The sequence below is a fragment of the Pseudoalteromonas sp. NS-SX12 genome, assembly GCF_057367955.1.
Genome location: NZ_CM170634.1, coordinates 594,030 through 612,637, shown reverse-complemented (window position 1 = coordinate 612,637; position 18,608 = coordinate 594,030). Strand labels below are relative to the sequence as shown.

The following is an 18,608-nucleotide window of genomic DNA, read 5'->3' as shown; positions in this document are numbered from 1 at the left end:
AATCTCTTAACTGGTTTCGCTGGCTATTGTATCAAACTTATAGGTGCGGTCGAGTTCGCTGATGCCTAAACCTGACTTTTTACGCACTTTAATTTGCACTGGAATACGTTCTTTCATCGCATCGATATGACTTATTACGCCAATAGTTTTACCGCTGGCATGTAGGTTGTCGAGCGCATCAAGGGCGATATCGAGGGTTTCTTTATCGAGTGTGCCAAAACCTTCATCTAGAAACAGTGAGTCAATACTCACTTTATGGCTTACCAAATCAGAAAGCGCGAGTGCCAAAGCAAGGCTCACTAAAAAGCTTTCACCACCAGATAGGGTGTTGGTATCGCGTACTTGCTCGCCCTGCCAAAGGTCGATAATTTGCATTTCTAACGACTGATCTTCCTTGCGTTTTAATAGGTAGCGGCCAGTCAGCTTTTCAAGTTGTCGATTGGCAAGGTAAATCAAATTATCAAGCGTTAGCCCTTGGGCAAATTTTCTAAATTTATCACCTTTTTGCGAGCCAATTAAACCGTGTAAATAATGCCAATCTTGATACTCGCGGTTAAGTAAATCGAGCTCGTGTTTTAAATCTTTAAGTTTGTCTTGTCGCGCTACATTTTCATTAATTTGGTTGCTCAGTAACCCCAGTTGTTGGTTGGTTTGGCCAAGCGTTTCATTTAGTTCGTCAAAGGCGCTTTGTAGTTGCTGGCTATTTAGGTTTAGCGCATTAAACTCATGTGCTTGTTGAGCTTTTAACTCATTTTCAACGGTATTTATTTGCTCGCTGTTAAGTGTAAGCGCTGCATCTAATTGGCGTTTAAGCTCGGCTAATCTATCAAATTCATCAACTGGTAAACGTGCTTGTTGCGCTGCTTCAATGGTCGCGTAAGGGGTTTGCTCCAGAAGTTTTGTTAGTTTGGTTTGCAGCTCACTTAATTGCACATTGGTATCATTTAGTTGATCTTGTTTTTCGCTTAGCTGACCGTTGAGCTTGGTAAGCGCTGCATGAATTTGTTGGGCGTGTGTTTCGGCGGTTTTTACTTCAGTATGAAGCGCCTCTAAGTGTGCTTGTGATTGTTGCTTTTCAGTTGTGGTCGATTTATCGCCAAACAGCTTGTGGCGTGTGTGGGCTTGCTCCGCAATTTTTTGCTGTGTGGTTTCGTGCTGATTTTTTAATTCACTTTGTTGCTTTACAACATCCATTTGCTGTTGTGTTAAATGGTTGCATGCCTGTTGTGCCAGAGCGAGTTGCTGTTGTACCTGTTGGTATTTTTTATGCTGTGTTTTAAGTGTATTTAATTGTTGTTTCTGTTCGTTAAACCAGTTGGCTAAGTCGCCTTCTTGGCAGGAATAGCCACACTTATTAATTGTATATACAAGTTCTATAAGTGCTGAAGCATAAGCTTTTTGCTGCTCATTAAAGGTTGTTAGTAGCTTTTGCTCTTTAGCCGTTAGGTTTTGTAATTGCTCAGTCGCGCTATTAAGTTTTTCAGCCAGTAATTGTATTTGATGGCTTAACTCGCGTTCTGCTTGTTGCGCCTCAGTTAACTGAGTATTTATTGTTTTTACTTGCTCATGGTTTTGTAACGCAGTTGCAAGGTGTTGCTCAGTTTTTGCAATAAACGTCAGCAAAGCAGTTTCATCGCTAATCGCAATCTGTTCAATCCCCCAAGTTGTGGCGATTGAATCTAGTTGCTGGGTTTTATTCGTGAGTGCAGTATTGAGTGCATCAATTTGTTGGGTGTTGCTGCTAAGCGTTGCTGAAAGCTCAATTACGTTTTGTTGTAAGTCACTTATCTCTTGTTTAAGCGTTGCGATCTGTGTGTTTTCATCACCTGCCGTGTTACCAACCTCAAAATGACTTAAGTCGTGCTGAGCACTACCGCAAAGCGGGCAGGGGGTATCTTCTTCTAAATCTTGTCGTAGTTGTGCTAATTGGGCCTCTGCATCTTGCAAGCGAAGTGAGGTATCTAAACTTTGTTGCTGAGCTTTCAGTAGTGCATTTTGTGAAGCAAGCTGAGTTTCCAGTTCAGGTTGGGCACTCTGTAATGTTTGAATCTGAGTTTTATCCGCAAAGATTTCGTTTGTTATTTGTTGCCATTGAGTTTGCTGTTGTTTTGCAGTTTTGGCTTTATCTAGCGCCTGTTTTAGCGATTCAATTGTGTTTTCAGAAACATTAATATCACTGTTCACACCCAACTCACTTAGTTGTGTTTGTAACTGCGTAACTTGAAGCTGACGCTGTTCACGGTTTGTTTGCTCTTTTGCGATACCTGTTTGTTGCTCGCCAATTGCTTGGTTTAAGGTGGTTTTGCTCTCGGCTAACTCGGTTAGCTGGCTTTGTTGCTGCTGCAAAGACTGTGCGTTTAGTTGCAGTTTGGCATGCTCATCAAGCCACTCTGCAAGCTTGTGTTCAAATTGCTCTAAATTAATGGTTTGATCAAAACTAGCGGCAAGTTGCTGCTTTTCAGCTTCAAGGTTATGAATGTTACTTTCACTTTGTTGCAGCGCTTCAGTCAATTCTTTTTCTTGTATATACAAGTTTTCTAGCTGCTGATTTAACTCGCTTAATTTGCTTTTGCTATGCGCAAGTTGGTTATCGAGTGGCGTTACTTGGTTATCAATAAGCTCAAATAACTCTTTTTGCGCTTGCTTGGCTGTATCGAGTTTAGTGGCTAGTGAGTGAGTTAACTCAACAATCTTTGTTTGCTCATTTGCGCGCGTGTTTGCTTGTTGTTGATAGCTTTCAATACTGGCAATTTGGTTTTGCTTGGCAGTGTTTAGTGATGCGAGTTTATCTAAATCAACTGCGAGCTTTTGTGCGGGCTGGGCAGTTTCAAGGCGCGTTAGCTCTGGCTGTTTTTCAGCAAGTTCATTTTCAAGCTGCGCTTTTTGCTGTTGCAGTTTTTCTAAACGCTGTTGGTTTTGTGTAACTTGGTTATGCCAATCGCGTTTTGCTTGCAGGCTGGTAAGCTCGCTTTTTAAATTAGCTTGCTGTGTTTGTAGTTCACTAATTTGCTGGTTTATTTCATTTATGCGCTCCTCAGGTAACAGTTCGAGCGACTCTGTTTTGGCGTTTAGTACATTAAGTGCATCGCGCGCTTCACCAAAGCGTTGGTGTACTAATTGTGAAATTTGGCCGTAAATTTCGGTGCCGGTGAGCTCTTCTAATAATTCGGCGCGGTCGGCTTCTTTGGCTTGTAAAAATGCGGCGAATTGCCCCTGTGACAACATCATGGATTTTGTGAAGCGGGCAAAGTTAAGGCCAGTGAGTGACTCGATCAGCTGATCTTTCTTTTTAATTTGCGCGGCAATGGGTTTGTTGCTCGCCACTTCAACAAGCTCTACTTCTGCTGGTTGTAAATTACCATCTGGCTTATTACGGGCACGGCGCATAGACCAAAAAGCACGATACACACCTTGATTTACGGCAAATTCAACTTCAGCTAAACAGTAGCTGGTACCACGGGTCATTATTTCGTTATTACTTGCGCTGATTGCACCAAGCCTTGGTGTGCTGTTATAAAGCGCTAAGCAAATGGCATCTAAAATAGTGGTTTTACCGGCGCCAGTTGGCCCGGTGATAGCAAAAATGCCGCTTTCGGCAAATGGCGCTTTGTTAAAATCGATTTTCCACTCACCTTTTAGCGAGTTTAAATTGGCAAAACGCAGTGACAATATTTTCATGACTGTGCTCCTTTTGCCGTATTTAGTAGTGAAATAAAATGCTGGGTTAGACGTTCTTTACGGGCAAGCTCGTCATCTGTTGTAAACTCTTCAAGCGCGATACGTTTCTCAAAAACCTCTAAAGGGGTTATTTCAGACAGATTTTCTTGCTTTTGTTGGCTAAGTTTAGCTACATGTTTACGCGCACGTTTTAGTTGTAATACTTCCACGGGCAGGTCTTTGGTGAGATCTAACACGGTATTTTGCAGGTCGCTAATATAGTCATCGGTGGTAACTTCAATACTCAGCCAGGTTGTTTCAGTTTGCTCTGCAAATACGGTTAATGCGTTTTTAATTTCGGCAAGGTTACCTTTTATGGTTTGCATTGCTTGAAAGCGCGGGATTTCAAGTTGGCTTATTTGCGACACATTTTGCCCTTCAAATTCAACTAAGTTGACCGATTTTGCGTGTTTTAATTCATCAAAACTAAGGGCGATTGGCGAGCCGCTATAAAACACATTACCTTCTTTACCAACCTTTTGAGCACCATGAATATGACCAAGGGCGATGTAATCGGCGTTTGGCAGTTGATGTGCGTTTATACCTGACAGGTGGCCGATATAAATATCGCGCACTGACTCTGAGCTAGATGCGCCTACCGCAGTTAAATGGCCCGTCATAATAATTGGTATATCTTGCGCTGCTTTTAATGTTTGCGCGGCCTTAAAGGTGTTTTCAAAGTGCTCGTAAATGCCTTTGGCAAGGTTGTCTTGTTTTTCTTTTATGCTTTCGTCGGCGCGGCTGGTGATAATGTCTTTACTGCGTAAAAACGGAATGGCACAGACATAGCCTAGTGTTTTTTCAGCTTGAGTGATAGCGACGATTTGCTCTGCTACATCTTCACTTGCTTGAGATACCACGTGGCAGTTAAGCGCTTTTACTAAGCTTTTAATCTCGTTAAGAGTTGCTACCGAATCGTGGTTGCCTGCGGTAACAATCAACTGACAATTTGCCGCTTGCATCGCCAAAATAAGTTCGCTGTAAAGGCTGCGTGCATAACTTGGTGGCGTGCCAGTATCAAAAATATCTCCTGCGATAATCACCGCATCTACTTGCTGCGTTTTAACTTGCTCAGCTAGCCATTTGATTAATAAATGGTGCTCTTTTTGCCGAGATTGATTAAAAAAGCTCTGGCCAAGATGCCAGTCAGAAGTGTGAATAATGCGCATAAGAGTTCTTGATAGCAAAAAAACTCACTTTATCACTTTTTAATAAAACCCATAAAGGGCAACAAGCTGCATAAAGCATAATTTTTTAACTTCTGCTTTTAACGCATAACATGTTGTTACAGTGCGCTAATTTATCCGTTAGATCTTCGCTTAATGGATGGTTATAATGCGTTTTTTATTTTGCTAACCAGTAAGAGAAATTCAGTATGTTCACGGCCATGCAAAGCCAATTTCAACGAATCGACGACAGTAAAGCGTTTCAAGCCTTTGTTATTTTTGTCATTGTGGTATCGGCACTGAGTGTTGGTGCGCATACGTATGCCTTGCCTGTGTGGATGGAAAATCTTTTATTGCTGTTAGATAAAGGCATCACAGTATTTTTCGCGGTAGAAATAGCAATTCGTTTTATTGCTTCAAAAGGGCCTAAAGCGTTTTTCTCTAAGGGTTGGAATATTTTCGACACCATTATTGTAATTGGTAGCTTGTTACCTGTTGCGGGGTCAACGGTGTTTATTGCACGTTTACTGCGTATTTTCCGTGTGCTGCGTTTGGTTTCTATGGTGCCTGAGTTACGTATGCTGGTGAATGCGCTGATTAAAGCGATTCCGCGCATGGGTTACATCGCACTGTTAATGTTTGTAATTTTCTACATTTATGCCGCTGTTGGTAGCATGATGTTCAGTGAAATTAACCCAACCCTTTGGCGCGATGTATCGATTTCAATGCTGACGCTGTTTCGTGTGGCAACTTTTGAAGACTGGACAGATGTAATGTACGAAACCATGGCGGTGCACCCGCTAAGTTGGATTTACTATTTGTCGTTTATCTTTTTAACCGCCTTTATTTTCTTAAATATGATGGTGGGTGTGGTGCTTGAAGTAATGACCCAAGAGCACGATAACTTTGTAAAAGAAAATACTGACGAATTAGATGAGCCAGCCACCAAAGGTGAAGTACTTGAGTTAAAAGCGCAAATTCTAGAGCTTAATAAATTACTCAGCGAACGGCTGAAGTAACCGCCGCTACTCACTTGCGCATCTCGCTAACCTCGTTAACACTTATGTATGGTGAGCAGGTATGGCGGATGTGCAATGTGGAACAACTTTAGTCGTATTCTTAATATACTCTACGTTGTTTGTGTGCTTTGGGCGTGTTTTGTTGCTTATTGGTTCTTAGAAAGTCTTACCGCTGTTATTGTGTGCGGTGCAATTGCCGCTATATTACTTCTGTTATTTATCCACCGCGCGTCATCCTTCGTACTATTAAAACTGCCCCCGCAAATTTCATTTAAACGCCAAGCTTCCCCTGTTTATGCATTAAACAGCAATGCATTTGATGTGTTTGTATTGGTTAGTGGCGCATCTATTAATAATTTACAGGAGTTAGGTGAGCGCTTAAAAAACGCATTCGCCAGTGACTTTGTATCTTGCAAGCAACTTAAAGGCGAGCGTATAAGCATTACTATTAAATGCCCAAATGTGTGCGATGAAAGCCGATTTAATACACTTTTTAGCGAAGTTATGGCGCAGCATAACGACATTGCATTTGGTGCCTGTTTATATCGCGAGCCGTGTCAGCAGTTGAATGTATATCAACTTGCAGAGCTTGCATTAGCTATTGCGAAAACAAAACAGCATGACCCTTGCCACACCCTAAAGCTAAATCAAACTAATCTTGCGCTATTACAATATTCGCTGCCAGATATGCTGAGTGACTTGTTAAATAAGCAGTTTTTACTGGTTTTTGAGCCGGTGTTTAGCGTGCATGGTGAGGCTTTGTTATTTCATCAAGTTGGTATCACGATTCGCCATCAAAAAATTGGATTGTGTGATGCCAAACAGTGTTTGTTGGGCTGTATTGAGCCAGATAAGTTAATTGCGCTCGATTCACATTTAATGCACCAGCTAATTAAAACACTTGCACAAGACCCTGGTAGCGAACCTGTCTCTTTGTGTTTAGATCTTTCTACTTGGCAAAGTGCTAATGCAATAAATGAGCTAGTGAAATTAGTAGACCAAGCGGGGCATACCCAAGTGATCCGTTTTTCATTGCCTGAAAGCGTATTCGTTAACGAATTTGATAAAATCTCAGCACAACTTAAATTTGTTAAAAAGCATAATATTGCTATTTTGCTCGAGCATTGTCATGGTGCATTATTAGCGGTGCAAAAAGGCGTGAATTATTTAACAGGGATAAGTTTAGACAGCGATTGCTTTCAGCTGCCTCATGAACAACAAGAGAGCTTACTGACCGCCGTTGCTCATTTTGCCAATCAATATCAGTTGCAGTTATACGCAAATGGCGTAGCAAATAAATACCAACTTAACTTGCTTGCAGAGCATCATTTTTCCGGTGCTAGTGGGCGCTACTTTCAGCAAGGCGAAAGCAATATTGCACTGGGATTAAACTAGCTTTCGGTATTTCAGTCCTGTTAATCCTTGTAAGCCACCGGTGTGAATCGCCATGATACGGGTGTTTGGTTTAATAATACCTTGCTTTATTTGGCTGAAAATTGTGAATAGTAATTTTCCAGTGTAAATGGGCTCAAGTGGCAACTGCACACGCATGCTTTGGCAAAACTGCCACAATTCATCTGTAAATTTACCGTAGCCGCCATAGTGATATTCAGTGAATAAATGCCAATTATCTTGTTGTTTAGCTTTAAGACTAAGCTTTTGGATTTCATCGTTTAAATAATTTGCTTGTTTCAATACCGCAACACCATAAATTTGAGTGCTGTTGGGAAGGCCTTCAATCAACCCTGCTAAGGTGCCGCCACTACCCACAGCACACCAAACTTGATCCGTGTGTGGCAAGCTTTGTGCGAGTTCTATTACACCTTTCATTGCGAGTTGGTTGCTACCACCTTCTGGAATGATTAGGCTGTCTGGGCGCTGTGTTTGTAATTCAGATAAATAATCTTGCTCATAACGCTTTCGGTAAGTAATGCGATTAACTGGCGTTAGCTTTACGCCGCAAGCGCTGGCGAATTTTAAACAGGGATTGTTAGCATCAAGTTCTGGCCCACGTACAATTACTTCTGTGTTAAACCCAAACAAGCGCGACGCACCCGCTAACGCATATAAATGATTTGAAAAAGCGCCTGAAAAACTCAGCAAGTTGGTTATTTTGTTTTTATGCGCATAGTGCAGGTTGTATTTAAGTTTGCGCCATTTATTACCGCTTATTAACGGATGTGTCAGGTCATCGCGCTTCACAAATAGGGTGATGTTATTTTCAGCTAATATGGGATGCGCAATTTTTTGCACTGGTGTTTGATCAATATTTAGTTGGAAATCAATGCTCAAAGCACGAAACTCCTTGCTTAGGTTGGTTTGCTTGCTACACTAAGAGCAATAGCGCGTTTGATAGATAACATATTAAATAATAACAAATATGAAGAATTTATTGGCTCGAATTCCGTGGTTTAACAAGAATAATGATGGCTCACTGTTAGCTGGCATCTATATTGCGAGCGATAAAGTTGTATCTGTTATTCTGCATCGCGTTTCAGATAGTTTCGAAATTAAGCATACGGTAGTTGAAGCGTTTCAAAGTGAAACGGAAAAACTACCAGCATTTAATCGAGTGTTAGCGAAACTTCCCGCGGGTGCACAAGCGTGTTTAGTTATGCCCGAAAGCGCATATCAATGGGTGCAAATTGAAAAGCCCAACTTACCAGAACAAGATATCGTGACATCGTTACCTTGGACGATTAAAGAATTAGTAAGCTTAGAACCTTCCGATATTATTGCGGATTATTATGACGCATCGTTAAAACAAGGTGGGCAAAATAAAATTAATGTGGTGGTAACAAGCCGCACCTTGTTAATGCCAATGCTTAAATTAATTAACGACAACGATATTGGCCTACAAACCATTACTACCCAAGAAATGATGTTTTGCGATTTAGTGACGCAAGATAACGCTGCGCATATGTTGGTTTCGCAGCAATTCGGCAACGAGCCAAGCATTCATATTATTCGTGATGGCGAGCTATTGTTATCGCGTAAGCTGCGTGGCTTAATTCCACTGGCTGAGCAACCATTAAATCAATTGAAACTCGGGCTACTTGATGCACTAGGGTTGGAATTACAGCGCTCACTCGATTATTTTGAAAGCCAGCTAAAGCAACCTCCAATCAAAAGTTTGCAGTTGGCAATTCCAAATTTTGAAATTAACGGCATAGCGCAAGAGTTGAGTCAGTTTTTTCCAGCAAAAGTACTCGCGTTTGAACCACGCTTAGCACTCTGTTTACAGCAAAACACTGAAGTGCAGCTAGCGATTGCGGCGGCATTATCTCAGGACTTGCGAGGTGACAATGAAGACTCGCATTAACTTATACTTAGATGAGCTAAAGCCGAAGCGTGAGTTTTTTACGCTTAATAATATTGTGATGTGCTGGGGGGCTCTAATTATTGTGTTGGTGCTTGTTAGTGCATTATTTGCGCGCTTTGAACATACATCGAAACAACAGCTGTTATCGCTACAAAGCAAATTAGACCGCACTAAAGCTGAGCTAACCCAAGTGCAACGTGAATTAGAACGAAAACAAGATAAATCGCCAGTATTACGCCGCATAGATAAGAAAAAACACGACATGCTTGAAATGCAAAAGTTACTACAATTTATGCAAGCGAAATCAAAGCAAGCTGAATTTGACTACGCACAAGTGATGGTTGATTTAGCCAGTAATACGCACAACGAAATATGGCTCAAATCGTTCCATTTTGTTGGTAACGATATTCAATTAGTTGGCGAGGCGACACATGGCTCCGCTATTCCAGAATGGTTGAATGGCCTGAAGCGCTCAGAATATTTTGAGGCAAAAACCTTCTCGTTACTTGAATTTGATAAGCAAGAAACCGGTGTTGAGTTTCAAATTGCCACCCAATATAGCGGCCAAGGAGTGCAATAATGAAGGATACTTGGCAGCAGTGGTCAGAAAAACTCAGCACGCTAGAGCAACGTGAAAAGTTATCGGTATTTTTAGTTGGCTTGTTTTTGATTGGTTACTTAACCATTTGGTTTGTAATTTCGCCGCTGCAAACTGCATATTCAAACAATCAGCAGCGAATTACTAATTTAACTAATCAACAGCAAAACAGCGAGCGACAATTAGTGGTGCTGAAAGATGCGCTGAACAAAAGTTATGTGCAAGAGTTATTGCAACAAGAGCAATCTCTTGAAAGTGAATTGCAGCAAATTAATCAGCAACTGGCTGATTTTAGTCTTACCTACATCTCGCCTGAAGATATGGCATTGGTATTGCAAAAAATTCTGCGTAAGCATAAAAATATTCAACTTTCGCGTTTTAAAATAAATCCAGTAGAAGCGATTTATGTCACTTCAAGCACTTCTGCTACGGCACAAGACCCTCAGGGGGAAGAACCTCTAGCGCCGCGAGAAGTCGCGTTTTATCAACACACTATGTTGATAGAGCTAGAGGGTGAATATTTCGCGCTATTAAGTTATTTAAAACAAATTAAGAAGATTGAAGAAAAGTTATTTATTCAAGAATTTGATTACCAAGTGGACGAGTATCCGACAGGTAAATTGACATTAACCATTGCTACTGTAAGTGCGAATGATAAATTTATTGCGTTATAACCTTATTTTAATCTGCATGTGTTGTGGCTTTTCGCTGTCGGCAAAAAGCCTGCAAGATCCAACACGACCAAAAACACACGAAGCGAGTAGTGTGGTTGCTAACAGTACACAAGCAGATAACGCACTGGTGCTGCAATCGGTGTTTGTAAAAGATTCAGGCAACCTTGCGGTTGTTGCTGGGCAAATGGTAAGAATTGGCGACCAAGTTCAAGGCTATAAAGTGATAAAAATAACACCGGACTCGGTGACACTAGAGCAAGGTCAAACTAACAAGGTATTGAGACTTTATCAGCATGAAATTAAAAAATAACATTCTAAAAAGTTGGCTGGCAGTTTCAGCGTTAATGGTGTCTGGTTGTGAGCTTACGTCAGAACCAACACTAAAGCCGCATATTCAACAAGAACTCAATGCGAAACCACAAAATACTGCAAACGAGCAGTTACCTACCGAACAAGCGCCAGAAGGTTTTGAAGAAGAGTTACTAGCTTCTGTAGGAACCAGTGTTTCATTACCGAAAGAGTTTGAAATGACGCGCTTTGATGTAAATGCCAATAAAGTGTCTATTAATGAATTCTTCGCGGGATTGGTAGCCGATACGCCGTATAGTGTTGCTTTACACCCAGAGGTGGAAGGTGAAATTTCACTTACTTTAAAAGACGTCACTATGGATGAAGTGACAAAAATTGTATCGCGTTTATACGGCATTGATGTATTTCGTGAAGGCAAAGTAGTGCAAGTATTGCCAGCAAAAATGCGTACAGAGTCAATACCGGTAAACTATTTAATGATGAAGCGCAGCGGTTTATCTACGGTAAGCGTTGTTGCTGGTGGCGTGAGCCAGTTTGATCAAGGCGGCTCAGGCGGTAATGGTAATTCAGGCAGCAATAATTCGAGCAACAACCAAAATATGGGTGGTAATAACACCTTTGGTGGTGGCTCCAATATGCAAATTAACGGTGCAAGCATTCAAACCAGTAGTGAAACTGACTTTTGGAAAGATCTGAAGTTGGCGATGGAATCTTTAATTGGTAAGGGCAATGGCCGTTTTGTTATTGTTAGTCCACAAGCAAGTTTAGTGACTGTCAACGCATTACCAAGTGAAATTGCAGCGCTAAAAGAGTTTTTAAAAGCCAGCGAAGACAGCTTGCAGCGCCAAGTTGTGCTTGAAGCTAAAATTATTGAAGTAACCTTAAACGATGAATATCAGCAAGGGGTGAATTGGTCAGAAGTGTTAGGTCATATTGGTGCGACTGATTTAACTTTCTCAACCACAGCTGCGGCGCAAGTTGGCAATACTATTTCATCTCAATTAGGTGGTGTGACTAACTTAGTCTTTAAAAATGCTGATTTCAGCGGTGTGATTAACTTGCTTGAGACACAGGGCGATGTGCAAATGCTCTCTAACCCACGTGTAACTGCAACGAATAATCAAAAAGCAGTGATTAAAGTGGGTGAAGACGAGTATTTTGTTACAGAAGTGTCGAGCACTACGGTAACGGGCAATGCAACAACCACGTCACCAGAAATTGAACTAACGCCGTTTTTCTCAGGTATTGCACTTGATGTAACACCGCAAATTGATGAGTTTGGCTCGGTTATTTTACATGTTCACCCATCGGTGACTGAGACCGAAGAGCAAAACAAAGTTGTGACACTAAACGACCAAGACTACGTTTTACCGCTAGCGCAAAGTAACATTCGTGAATCCGATACCGTGATCCGCGCAGGCAGTGGCGAAATAGTGATTATTGGTGGCCTAATGCAAACTTTAACCACAGATCAAGAATCGAAAACGCCAGTTTTAGGCGATATGCCGATTTTAGGAAATCTATTCAAAAGCGTGCGTCGCGTGCAAAATAAAAAAGAGCTTGTCATTCTTATTCGCCCAACCGTGGTGATGGCGGATACATGGCAACAACAGCAGCAACGTAGCCTTAAATTGTTGAATTCTTGGTACGGTAAGTAATGTATTTATCGCACTTCGGTTTGACCGAGTTACCGTTTTCGCTAACGCCTAATACGCAGTTTTATTGCGCGTTAGCTCCTCACAATGAAGCCATGGATGTACTGATTACCGCACTCAATATGGGTGAGGGCTTTATTAAAGTTACGGGTGAAGTAGGTACCGGAAAAACATTGTTATGTCGAAAGTTGCTCAACAGCTTTGATGATTCAACCATAGTAGCGTATATCGCCAATTCGTATTTAAGCCCTGATGAGCTGCGTTATGCGATTGCCAACGAATTACAAATTGATATTAGCAGCGATTTAGATCAGCAATCGCTTAGCCAGAAAATTCAAGACCAGCTGTTAGCATTAAATCATCAAGGCAAACGCGTTGTTTTGATTATTGATGAAGCGCAGTGCTTAAGTTGGGATGCGTTGGAAGCGGTGCGGCTATTTACTAATTTAGAAACCGAAACACGCAAATTGATTCAGGTTGTGTTATTTGGCCAGCCTGAGCTCGATAGCCGTTTAGCGAATCAAAAAGTGCGTCAGTTACGACAGCGTATTAGCTTTTCATATACCTTACGCGCTATGACCAATGCTGAAGTGGCTTATTATATTCGACATCGCTTAGAAGTTGCGGGAGCCGAGCAGGCGAAGGAGCTTTTTTCTAATAAAGTGTGTTTGCTTATTGCAAAAGCGAGTCGCGGTATTCCACGTTTGGTTAATTTGTTAAGTCATAAAGTGCTTATTCAAGGCTATGGTGAGGGTACACAAAAAGCCAAAGTAGGTTATGTGTACAGTGCCGCACAAGACACAGAAGATTGCCGCTTAAGCCGCTCACGTATTTGGCCAATGTACTTAGCTTTGTTGTTAGTAATAGGTACGGCGACATGGTTAATTGTTAAGGAACAACTATGAGTGTACTGAATAAAACGCTCAAGGGGTTAGAGCAAAGACAAACCGAAGCCGCATCGAGCGCAGAGCGAGAACAAACCGTAAATGTAACTCCAATTTCAGATATCGGCGAAAAGCTGCATAAGTTAGCAATTCCAGTGTTAGCTGTGGTGGCATTGTCGCTCGTTGGTTATGTGGTTTATAAAAAAGATCTGGTTCAGCATTTTTTTGTAAAATCGCCAAATGCTGCTGAAAGTATTCCAATGGTTACTGCTAGCAACGAAAAACCAGCTGTAAGTGAGCCTATAAGCGAAACGCCAAATCGCATGCTTGAACAGGAAAATGAACAAGCAAATCAACAAAGAAATGAGCAAGTAGCTGAGCAATCTAAATCGCTAACAGCTCAATCATTACCGCAAGCAGAGCAAGTAACGCAAACTATCGAGATGGGTAATGATACAACTGCCACACAAGCTCCCCGCGTAGCGTCACAAAAAGTGGTGCCTGCTGAAGAGGAAACACCACCCGTTCAGCTTGTAGAGCGTGAAAAAGCGCAGCCATCTGAACGTCAAGCGACGATGAAGCAAGTTACTAAGATAACAGCAACGCAACAGGCAAGTGAACATTTTCAAGCCGGAAAAAAAGCCTTCACATTTGGTTTGGTGAGTGAGGCAATTGCCGCGTTAGAGCAATGTATTGCGGTACTTAATGAACATATTGAGTGTCGTAGCTTATTGGCCGCAGCGTTTTATGGCCGTCAAGAAACTGTGAAAGCCAGTAATGTACTTGAGCAAGGTTTAAGTTTAAAACCCGACAGTATGGAGTGGCGCACTCTACTGGCGCGCATTTACGCGGATAACAAACAATATAACGAAGTACTGAGTGTATTGCCGCAGCGCTACGAAAGCCAAGGTGATAACGATTTTTGGATATTAAAAGGCTTAGCTGCTCAGCAGTTAAAGCAACACGAAGTGGCTTTGCGCAGTTTTAAAAAATTAACGCTATCGCAGCCTGAGCAAGGTAAGTGGTGGTTAGCAATGGCGCGTTCCGCTGAATTTTTACAACAGTGGCAAAATGCGATGCAATATTACACAACAGCGACGCAAATTGGCAATTTGTCGCCTGCATCACAGCGTTATGCTGTTGAGCGTTTACAGTTTATAAGAGGTCGACTCGATGCGTCCTAGGTTAAAAATGCGATTAGGTGATTTGTTGGTTCATGAACATATCATCTCGGAACAACAACTCAACGATGCGCTTCAAGCACAAAAAATAACGGGGCGAAAGCTCGGTGCTACATTGATTGAGCAGCAAGTGATTGAAGAAACTCAGTTACTGCGTTTTTTAGCGCAGCAACTTAATGTTGCGTTTGTAAACTTAGACAATGAAAAGCTCGATCCAAAAGTGGTTAAACTGATCCCTGAAGTTTACGCTCGTCGTTTTAGAGCGCTGGCTTTAGCAGACCTTGGTGAGTCTATTCAAATTGCTATGAGCGATCCGGCTGATTTATCGAGTTTAGATCAGCTGGCACCTATTATTGCGCCAAAACAAATTGAAATCGTTGTTGCACAAGAGCAGCAAATTCTTAATGCATTCGATAATTTATATCGCCGTACCCAAGACATAGAAAGCTTTGCATCACAGCTGCAAGAAGAGTATCAAGAGACCGAAGAGTTTGAGCTTAATGCGCTAGACGAAAACACCTCAGATGCCACGGTTGTAAAATTACTGCAGTCGATTTTTGAAGATGCGGTGCAAATGCGTGCGTCGGATATTCATATTGAACCTGATGAAGGCATTTTACGCATTCGTCAGCGCATAGATGGCATTTTGCATGAAAACACCCTTGATCAAGTGGCTATTTCAGCGGCATTGGTGCTGCGCCTTAAGTTAATGTCGGGCCTTGATATTTCAGAGAAGCGTTTACCGCAAGATGGTCGCTTTAATATCACCATCAAGGGTCACAATATTGATGTGCGTGTTTCAACCATGCCGGTGCAGCATGGTGAGTCAGTGGTAATGCGTTTGCTCGATCAGTCGGCGGGCCTATTAACGTTAGATGAAACCGGTATGCCTTTAAAAGTGCTCAATAAAATGCGTACTGCGCTAAAGCGACCGCACGGCATGATTTTGGTTACAGGACCAACGGGCTCGGGTAAAACCACAACACTTTACGGTGCATTAAGTGAGTTAAACCAATCAAGCAAAAAAATCATTACCGTTGAAGATCCTGTGGAATATCGATTACCACGCATTAACCAAGTTCAGGTAAACAGTAAAATTGGGCTAAGTTTTGCATCTGTATTACGTACCACACTTCGTCAAGACCCTGATATTTTGATGGTAGGTGAGATGCGTGACCAAGAAACGGTTGAAATCGGTTTGCGCGGTGCGTTAACCGGTCACTTAGTGTTATCAACATTGCACACCAATGATGCGATTACCAGCGCCATGCGTTTAATCGATATGGGAGCGCCGAGCTATTTGGTAGCAAGCTCTTTGCGTGCGATTTTAGCGCAGCGCCTTGTGCGTCGTGTATGTGATAAATGTGCTAGCGATTACACGCCTGATGCACAAGAACTTGCTTGGGTAAATCATATCAATCCTCGCTTTAGCGGTGCTCAGTTTAAGTTAGGCAAAGGCTGTAACAGTTGTAACCAAACTGGCTATCGTGGCCGGATTGGTGTGTTCGAATTACTCGAAATGAACGAACCTATGATGGATGCACTGCGTTTAGCTGATACACAAGCATTCTCAGAAGCGGCACGCGCAAACCCAGAGTTTGAACCTTTATCAGTGATGGCATTGGATTATGCAAGCCAAGGCATTACCTCACTTGAAGAGGTGTTTAGAGTGGCTGAAAGTTTGCCTGAGTTAGTAGGTTAAACTGATGCCGTTTTTTGCCTATCAAGCAAAAGATAAACAGGGCAAACCGGTTAACGGTGAGCTTGAGGCGCATGATGATAATGCGGCTGCAGATGTACTATTGAGACGTGGGTTAATACCGCTGTCTATTAAACCTAGCACTGGTGAAAAAGAGGGTGAAAACTCGCCGATAATGGCGTTTTTCCAGCCTAAAGTAACCCTTGATGAGTTGATTGTTTTTTCAAGGCAAATGTACTCGTTAATGAAAGCGGGTATTCCGATTATTCGGGCAATTGTTGGGCTTGCTGAAACCACTACACACCCCGTTTTTCGCGATGCCTTACTCGATGTCGCAAAGCAACTTGAACAAGGTCGCAATTTATCTGCGGCATTTGCCAGTCACAAAAAGATATTTAACCGTTTAATGGTATCGATAGTGGTAGTGGGTGAAAGCACGGGTAAGTTAGAAGATGCATTTTTGCAACTTGCGACGTATTTTGAACAAGAGCACGAAACTCGTAAACGCATTAAAGCAGCTATGCGCTATCCAACGTTTGTGGTTATTGCGTTGGCAATTGCGATGTTTATTCTAAATATTTTCGTTATTCCAACCTTTGCTGAGATGTTTGCCAAGTTTAATGCTGAGCTGCCATTAATGACGCGAATTTTAATTGGCACATCTAACTTTTTTGTAACGTATTGGCATGTGCTTTTACTTGGTATTTTAGGTGCTTTTATAGGCGTTAGAAGTTATCTAAAAACATCTGTAGGTAGGCTGAAATGGGACAGAGTAAAGCTTAGAATTCCCATTGTGGGCGGTATTATCGAGCGCTCATTACTGGCGCGCTATAGCCGTTCATTCGCTATGATTTTGCGCGCAGGCGTGCCTATGACGACAGGCCTTTCACTTGTCGCAGAAGCGATTGATAATGCCTTTATGGAAGAGAAAGTAATTGATATGCGACGCAGTATTGAAAAAGGTGAAAGTTTACTGCGTGCATCGAAAAACAGCGAACTGTTTACTCAATTGGTATTGCAAATGGTTGCTGTAGGTGAAGAAACCGGGCGAGTCGAAGAATTATTGCAAGAAGCCGCGGAATTTTACGAGCGTGAAGTGGATTTTGATTTAAAGAGTTTAACCGCCAAAATTGAGCCAATTTTAATTTCAATTGTGGCCGGTATGGTGCTTGTTTTAGCCTTAGGTATCTTTACGCCAATGTGGGATATGATGTCGGCAATTAAAGGACGATAAATGTGGCAGATACGCAGGAATCTAGCACAGGGTTATATCGCTTTATTATCATACTGATTGTTTTTTGTCTGCTTTACTGGGTGTTGGCAGGAAAAATGCTAGGCTTATATGATGAGGTAGAACAAGTTGTTGCAAAAAAATCTAAAGATGAGTTTGTAACTAGCATCAATCATATTAGGCATCAATGGATGCGAGATAAGCAAAGCGAAGTTGAAATGTCGTTGGTCGCACAGTCATCGCTAAGTAGCGAAGGGGTGTTAAAAGCTCGTGTTAACCGTAATGGATTTGTAACCCACGTAGTTACATCACCCAAAGCGCAATGTGATGGCTTGTTCGAAAACTTACAGTCGATTGCGTTATCGGATGTTAACAGTGTAGAAATATTAGATCACGGTCAAATAATTGGCTGTAAATACTATAAAAATTCAGTTTTACTATTTAAGTACATGTTCTTAAATGGCATAGTGAGCAATAGTTAGAGCATAAATGTAAACTTTGGTTACAATTAAGTCGTCGAGGCGTCAAATGAAGAAAAATCTAGCAAAGAACACAGGTTTTACATTAATCGAAATGATTATTGTAGTGATAATTTTAGGCTTATTGGCCGTGACGGCATTGCCGCGCTTTATTGATATTCAAGAAGAAGCGGAGCGCTCAACGGTTGAAGGCGTTGCTGGTGGTTTAGCCGCTGCAGTTGGCCTAGTACGTGGTCAATGGGAAGTGTTAGGTCGTCCTGACAATAACACCACCATCAACTTTATTGATTATGATACAACGCGTGTCGGTATTGACCCTGATATTGGCTACCCAACATCAGGTGTAGACGCTGCAAATAATGAAGTTGCAGGTTCAACTGAAGTAACTGCGTTAAATACAGCAAAATGCCAAGCAGTATTTAATTCTGTACTGCAAAGTGCGCCGTCAAGTACAACATCTGCGGCCGCTGCGACAGTTGAAGAAAATACGTATTTAGTGCGTTTTGTTAATAATGGCTCGGTTGATGGTGCAAGTGATACTTGCCTATATTACTTGGTTAGTGCGTTAGACTTAACAGCCTTACCTGGTAACGCGTTAGACACTAATTTACGTGGTATTGAATACTCTCCAGCAACTGGCGTAGTGCGAGTTTTTGGTAACTAATTATAGGCTT

Annotated in this window: 16 protein-coding genes; 13 read left to right on the top strand and 3 right to left on the bottom strand. The window is 41.8% G+C overall.

Annotated features, from left to right (window positions below; translation table 11 throughout):
• Positions 1-6: 6 nt before the first annotated feature.
• The gene (locus AC2IOM_RS02880) at positions 7-3,678 is read right to left on the bottom strand and encodes an AAA family ATPase (protein ID WP_486359074.1); all 3,672 of its coding nucleotides are present in this window, start codon (positions 3,676-3,678) and stop codon (positions 7-9) included.
• Complete coding sequence (gene sbcD, locus AC2IOM_RS02875; protein ID WP_486359073.1) at positions 3,675-4,886, bottom strand: exonuclease subunit SbcD; 1,212 nt, start codon at positions 4,884-4,886, stop codon at positions 3,675-3,677. Before sbcD ends, AC2IOM_RS02880 begins: the two co-directional genes overlap by 4 nt.
• Positions 4,887-5,092: 206 nt before the next feature.
• Here sbcD and AC2IOM_RS02870 point away from each other — a divergent pair, with 206 nt between their 5' ends.
• Together AC2IOM_RS02870 and AC2IOM_RS02865 are read left to right on the top strand one after the other, a co-directional pair.
• Positions 5,093-5,902: an ion transporter gene (locus AC2IOM_RS02870; RefSeq protein ID WP_395388502.1), complete on the top strand. Its 810-nt coding sequence runs from the start codon at positions 5,093-5,095 to the stop codon at positions 5,900-5,902.
• Between the two features lie 75 nt (positions 5,903-5,977).
• Entirely contained in the window at positions 5,978-7,297 is a 1,320-nt protein-coding gene (locus AC2IOM_RS02865; RefSeq protein WP_486359072.1) for an EAL domain-containing protein, read from the top strand.
• Here the strand turns inward: AC2IOM_RS02865 and AC2IOM_RS02860 are convergent.
• The gene (locus AC2IOM_RS02860; protein WP_486359071.1) at positions 7,289-8,194 is read right to left on the bottom strand and encodes a 1-aminocyclopropane-1-carboxylate deaminase/D-cysteine desulfhydrase; all 906 of its coding nucleotides are present in this window, start codon (positions 8,192-8,194) and stop codon (positions 7,289-7,291) included. The two genes, AC2IOM_RS02865 and AC2IOM_RS02860, sit on opposite strands and share 9 nt — an antisense overlap.
• Positions 8,195-8,282: 88 nt before the next feature.
• Between AC2IOM_RS02860 and AC2IOM_RS02855 the strand changes: the two genes are divergently transcribed.
• Genes AC2IOM_RS02855 through AC2IOM_RS02805 form a run of 11 tightly spaced genes read left to right on the top strand, consistent with a single transcriptional unit; the run spans position 8,283 to position 18,598 of the window.
• On the top strand, positions 8,283-9,224 hold the full coding sequence (locus AC2IOM_RS02855; RefSeq protein ID WP_486359070.1) for a hypothetical protein: 942 nt from the start codon (positions 8,283-8,285) through the stop codon (positions 9,222-9,224).
• Positions 9,208-9,804, top strand: coding sequence for a PilN domain-containing protein (locus AC2IOM_RS02850; RefSeq protein WP_486359069.1), 597 nt, complete (start codon positions 9,208-9,210; stop codon positions 9,802-9,804). Before AC2IOM_RS02855 ends, AC2IOM_RS02850 begins: the two co-directional genes overlap by 17 nt.
• The gene (locus tag AC2IOM_RS02845; RefSeq protein WP_486359068.1) at positions 9,804-10,496 is read left to right on the top strand and encodes a hypothetical protein; all 693 of its coding nucleotides are present in this window, start codon (positions 9,804-9,806) and stop codon (positions 10,494-10,496) included. Before AC2IOM_RS02850 ends, AC2IOM_RS02845 begins: the two co-directional genes overlap by 1 nt.
• The gene (locus AC2IOM_RS02840; protein WP_054978952.1) at positions 10,474-10,806 is read left to right on the top strand and encodes a hypothetical protein; all 333 of its coding nucleotides are present in this window, start codon (positions 10,474-10,476) and stop codon (positions 10,804-10,806) included. Before AC2IOM_RS02845 ends, AC2IOM_RS02840 begins: the two co-directional genes overlap by 23 nt.
• Entirely contained in the window at positions 10,790-12,463 is a 1,674-nt protein-coding gene (mshL, locus tag AC2IOM_RS02835; RefSeq protein ID WP_486359067.1) for a pilus (MSHA type) biogenesis protein MshL, read from the top strand. The genes AC2IOM_RS02840 and mshL overlap by 17 nt, the downstream gene beginning before the upstream one ends.
• Positions 12,463-13,365 carry an ExeA family protein gene (locus tag AC2IOM_RS02830; RefSeq protein ID WP_054978950.1) on the top strand — a complete coding sequence of 301 codons (903 nt, stop codon included), beginning with the start codon at positions 12,463-12,465 and terminating at the stop codon, positions 13,363-13,365. Before mshL ends, AC2IOM_RS02830 begins: the two co-directional genes overlap by 1 nt.
• Positions 13,362-14,528: a tetratricopeptide repeat protein gene (locus tag AC2IOM_RS02825; protein ID WP_486359066.1), complete on the top strand. Its 1,167-nt coding sequence runs from the start codon at positions 13,362-13,364 to the stop codon at positions 14,526-14,528. Before AC2IOM_RS02830 ends, AC2IOM_RS02825 begins: the two co-directional genes overlap by 4 nt.
• Entirely contained in the window at positions 14,518-16,227 is a 1,710-nt protein-coding gene (locus AC2IOM_RS02820) for a GspE/PulE family protein (RefSeq protein ID WP_105171091.1), read from the top strand. The genes AC2IOM_RS02825 and AC2IOM_RS02820 overlap by 11 nt, the downstream gene beginning before the upstream one ends.
• Positions 16,228-16,231: 4 nt before the next feature.
• Positions 16,232-17,458 carry a type II secretion system F family protein gene (locus AC2IOM_RS02815; protein ID WP_486359065.1) on the top strand — a complete coding sequence of 409 codons (1,227 nt, stop codon included), beginning with the start codon at positions 16,232-16,234 and terminating at the stop codon, positions 17,456-17,458.
• 2 nt (positions 17,459-17,460) lie between these two features.
• Entirely contained in the window at positions 17,461-17,937 is a 477-nt protein-coding gene (locus tag AC2IOM_RS02810) for a hypothetical protein (RefSeq protein WP_486359064.1), read from the top strand.
• A gap of 46 nt (positions 17,938-17,983) precedes the next feature.
• A complete protein-coding gene (locus AC2IOM_RS02805) occupies positions 17,984-18,598 on the top strand; it encodes a type II secretion system protein (protein WP_105171088.1) in 615 nt (204 codons plus the stop codon).
• Positions 18,599-18,608: the final 10 nt, after the last annotated feature.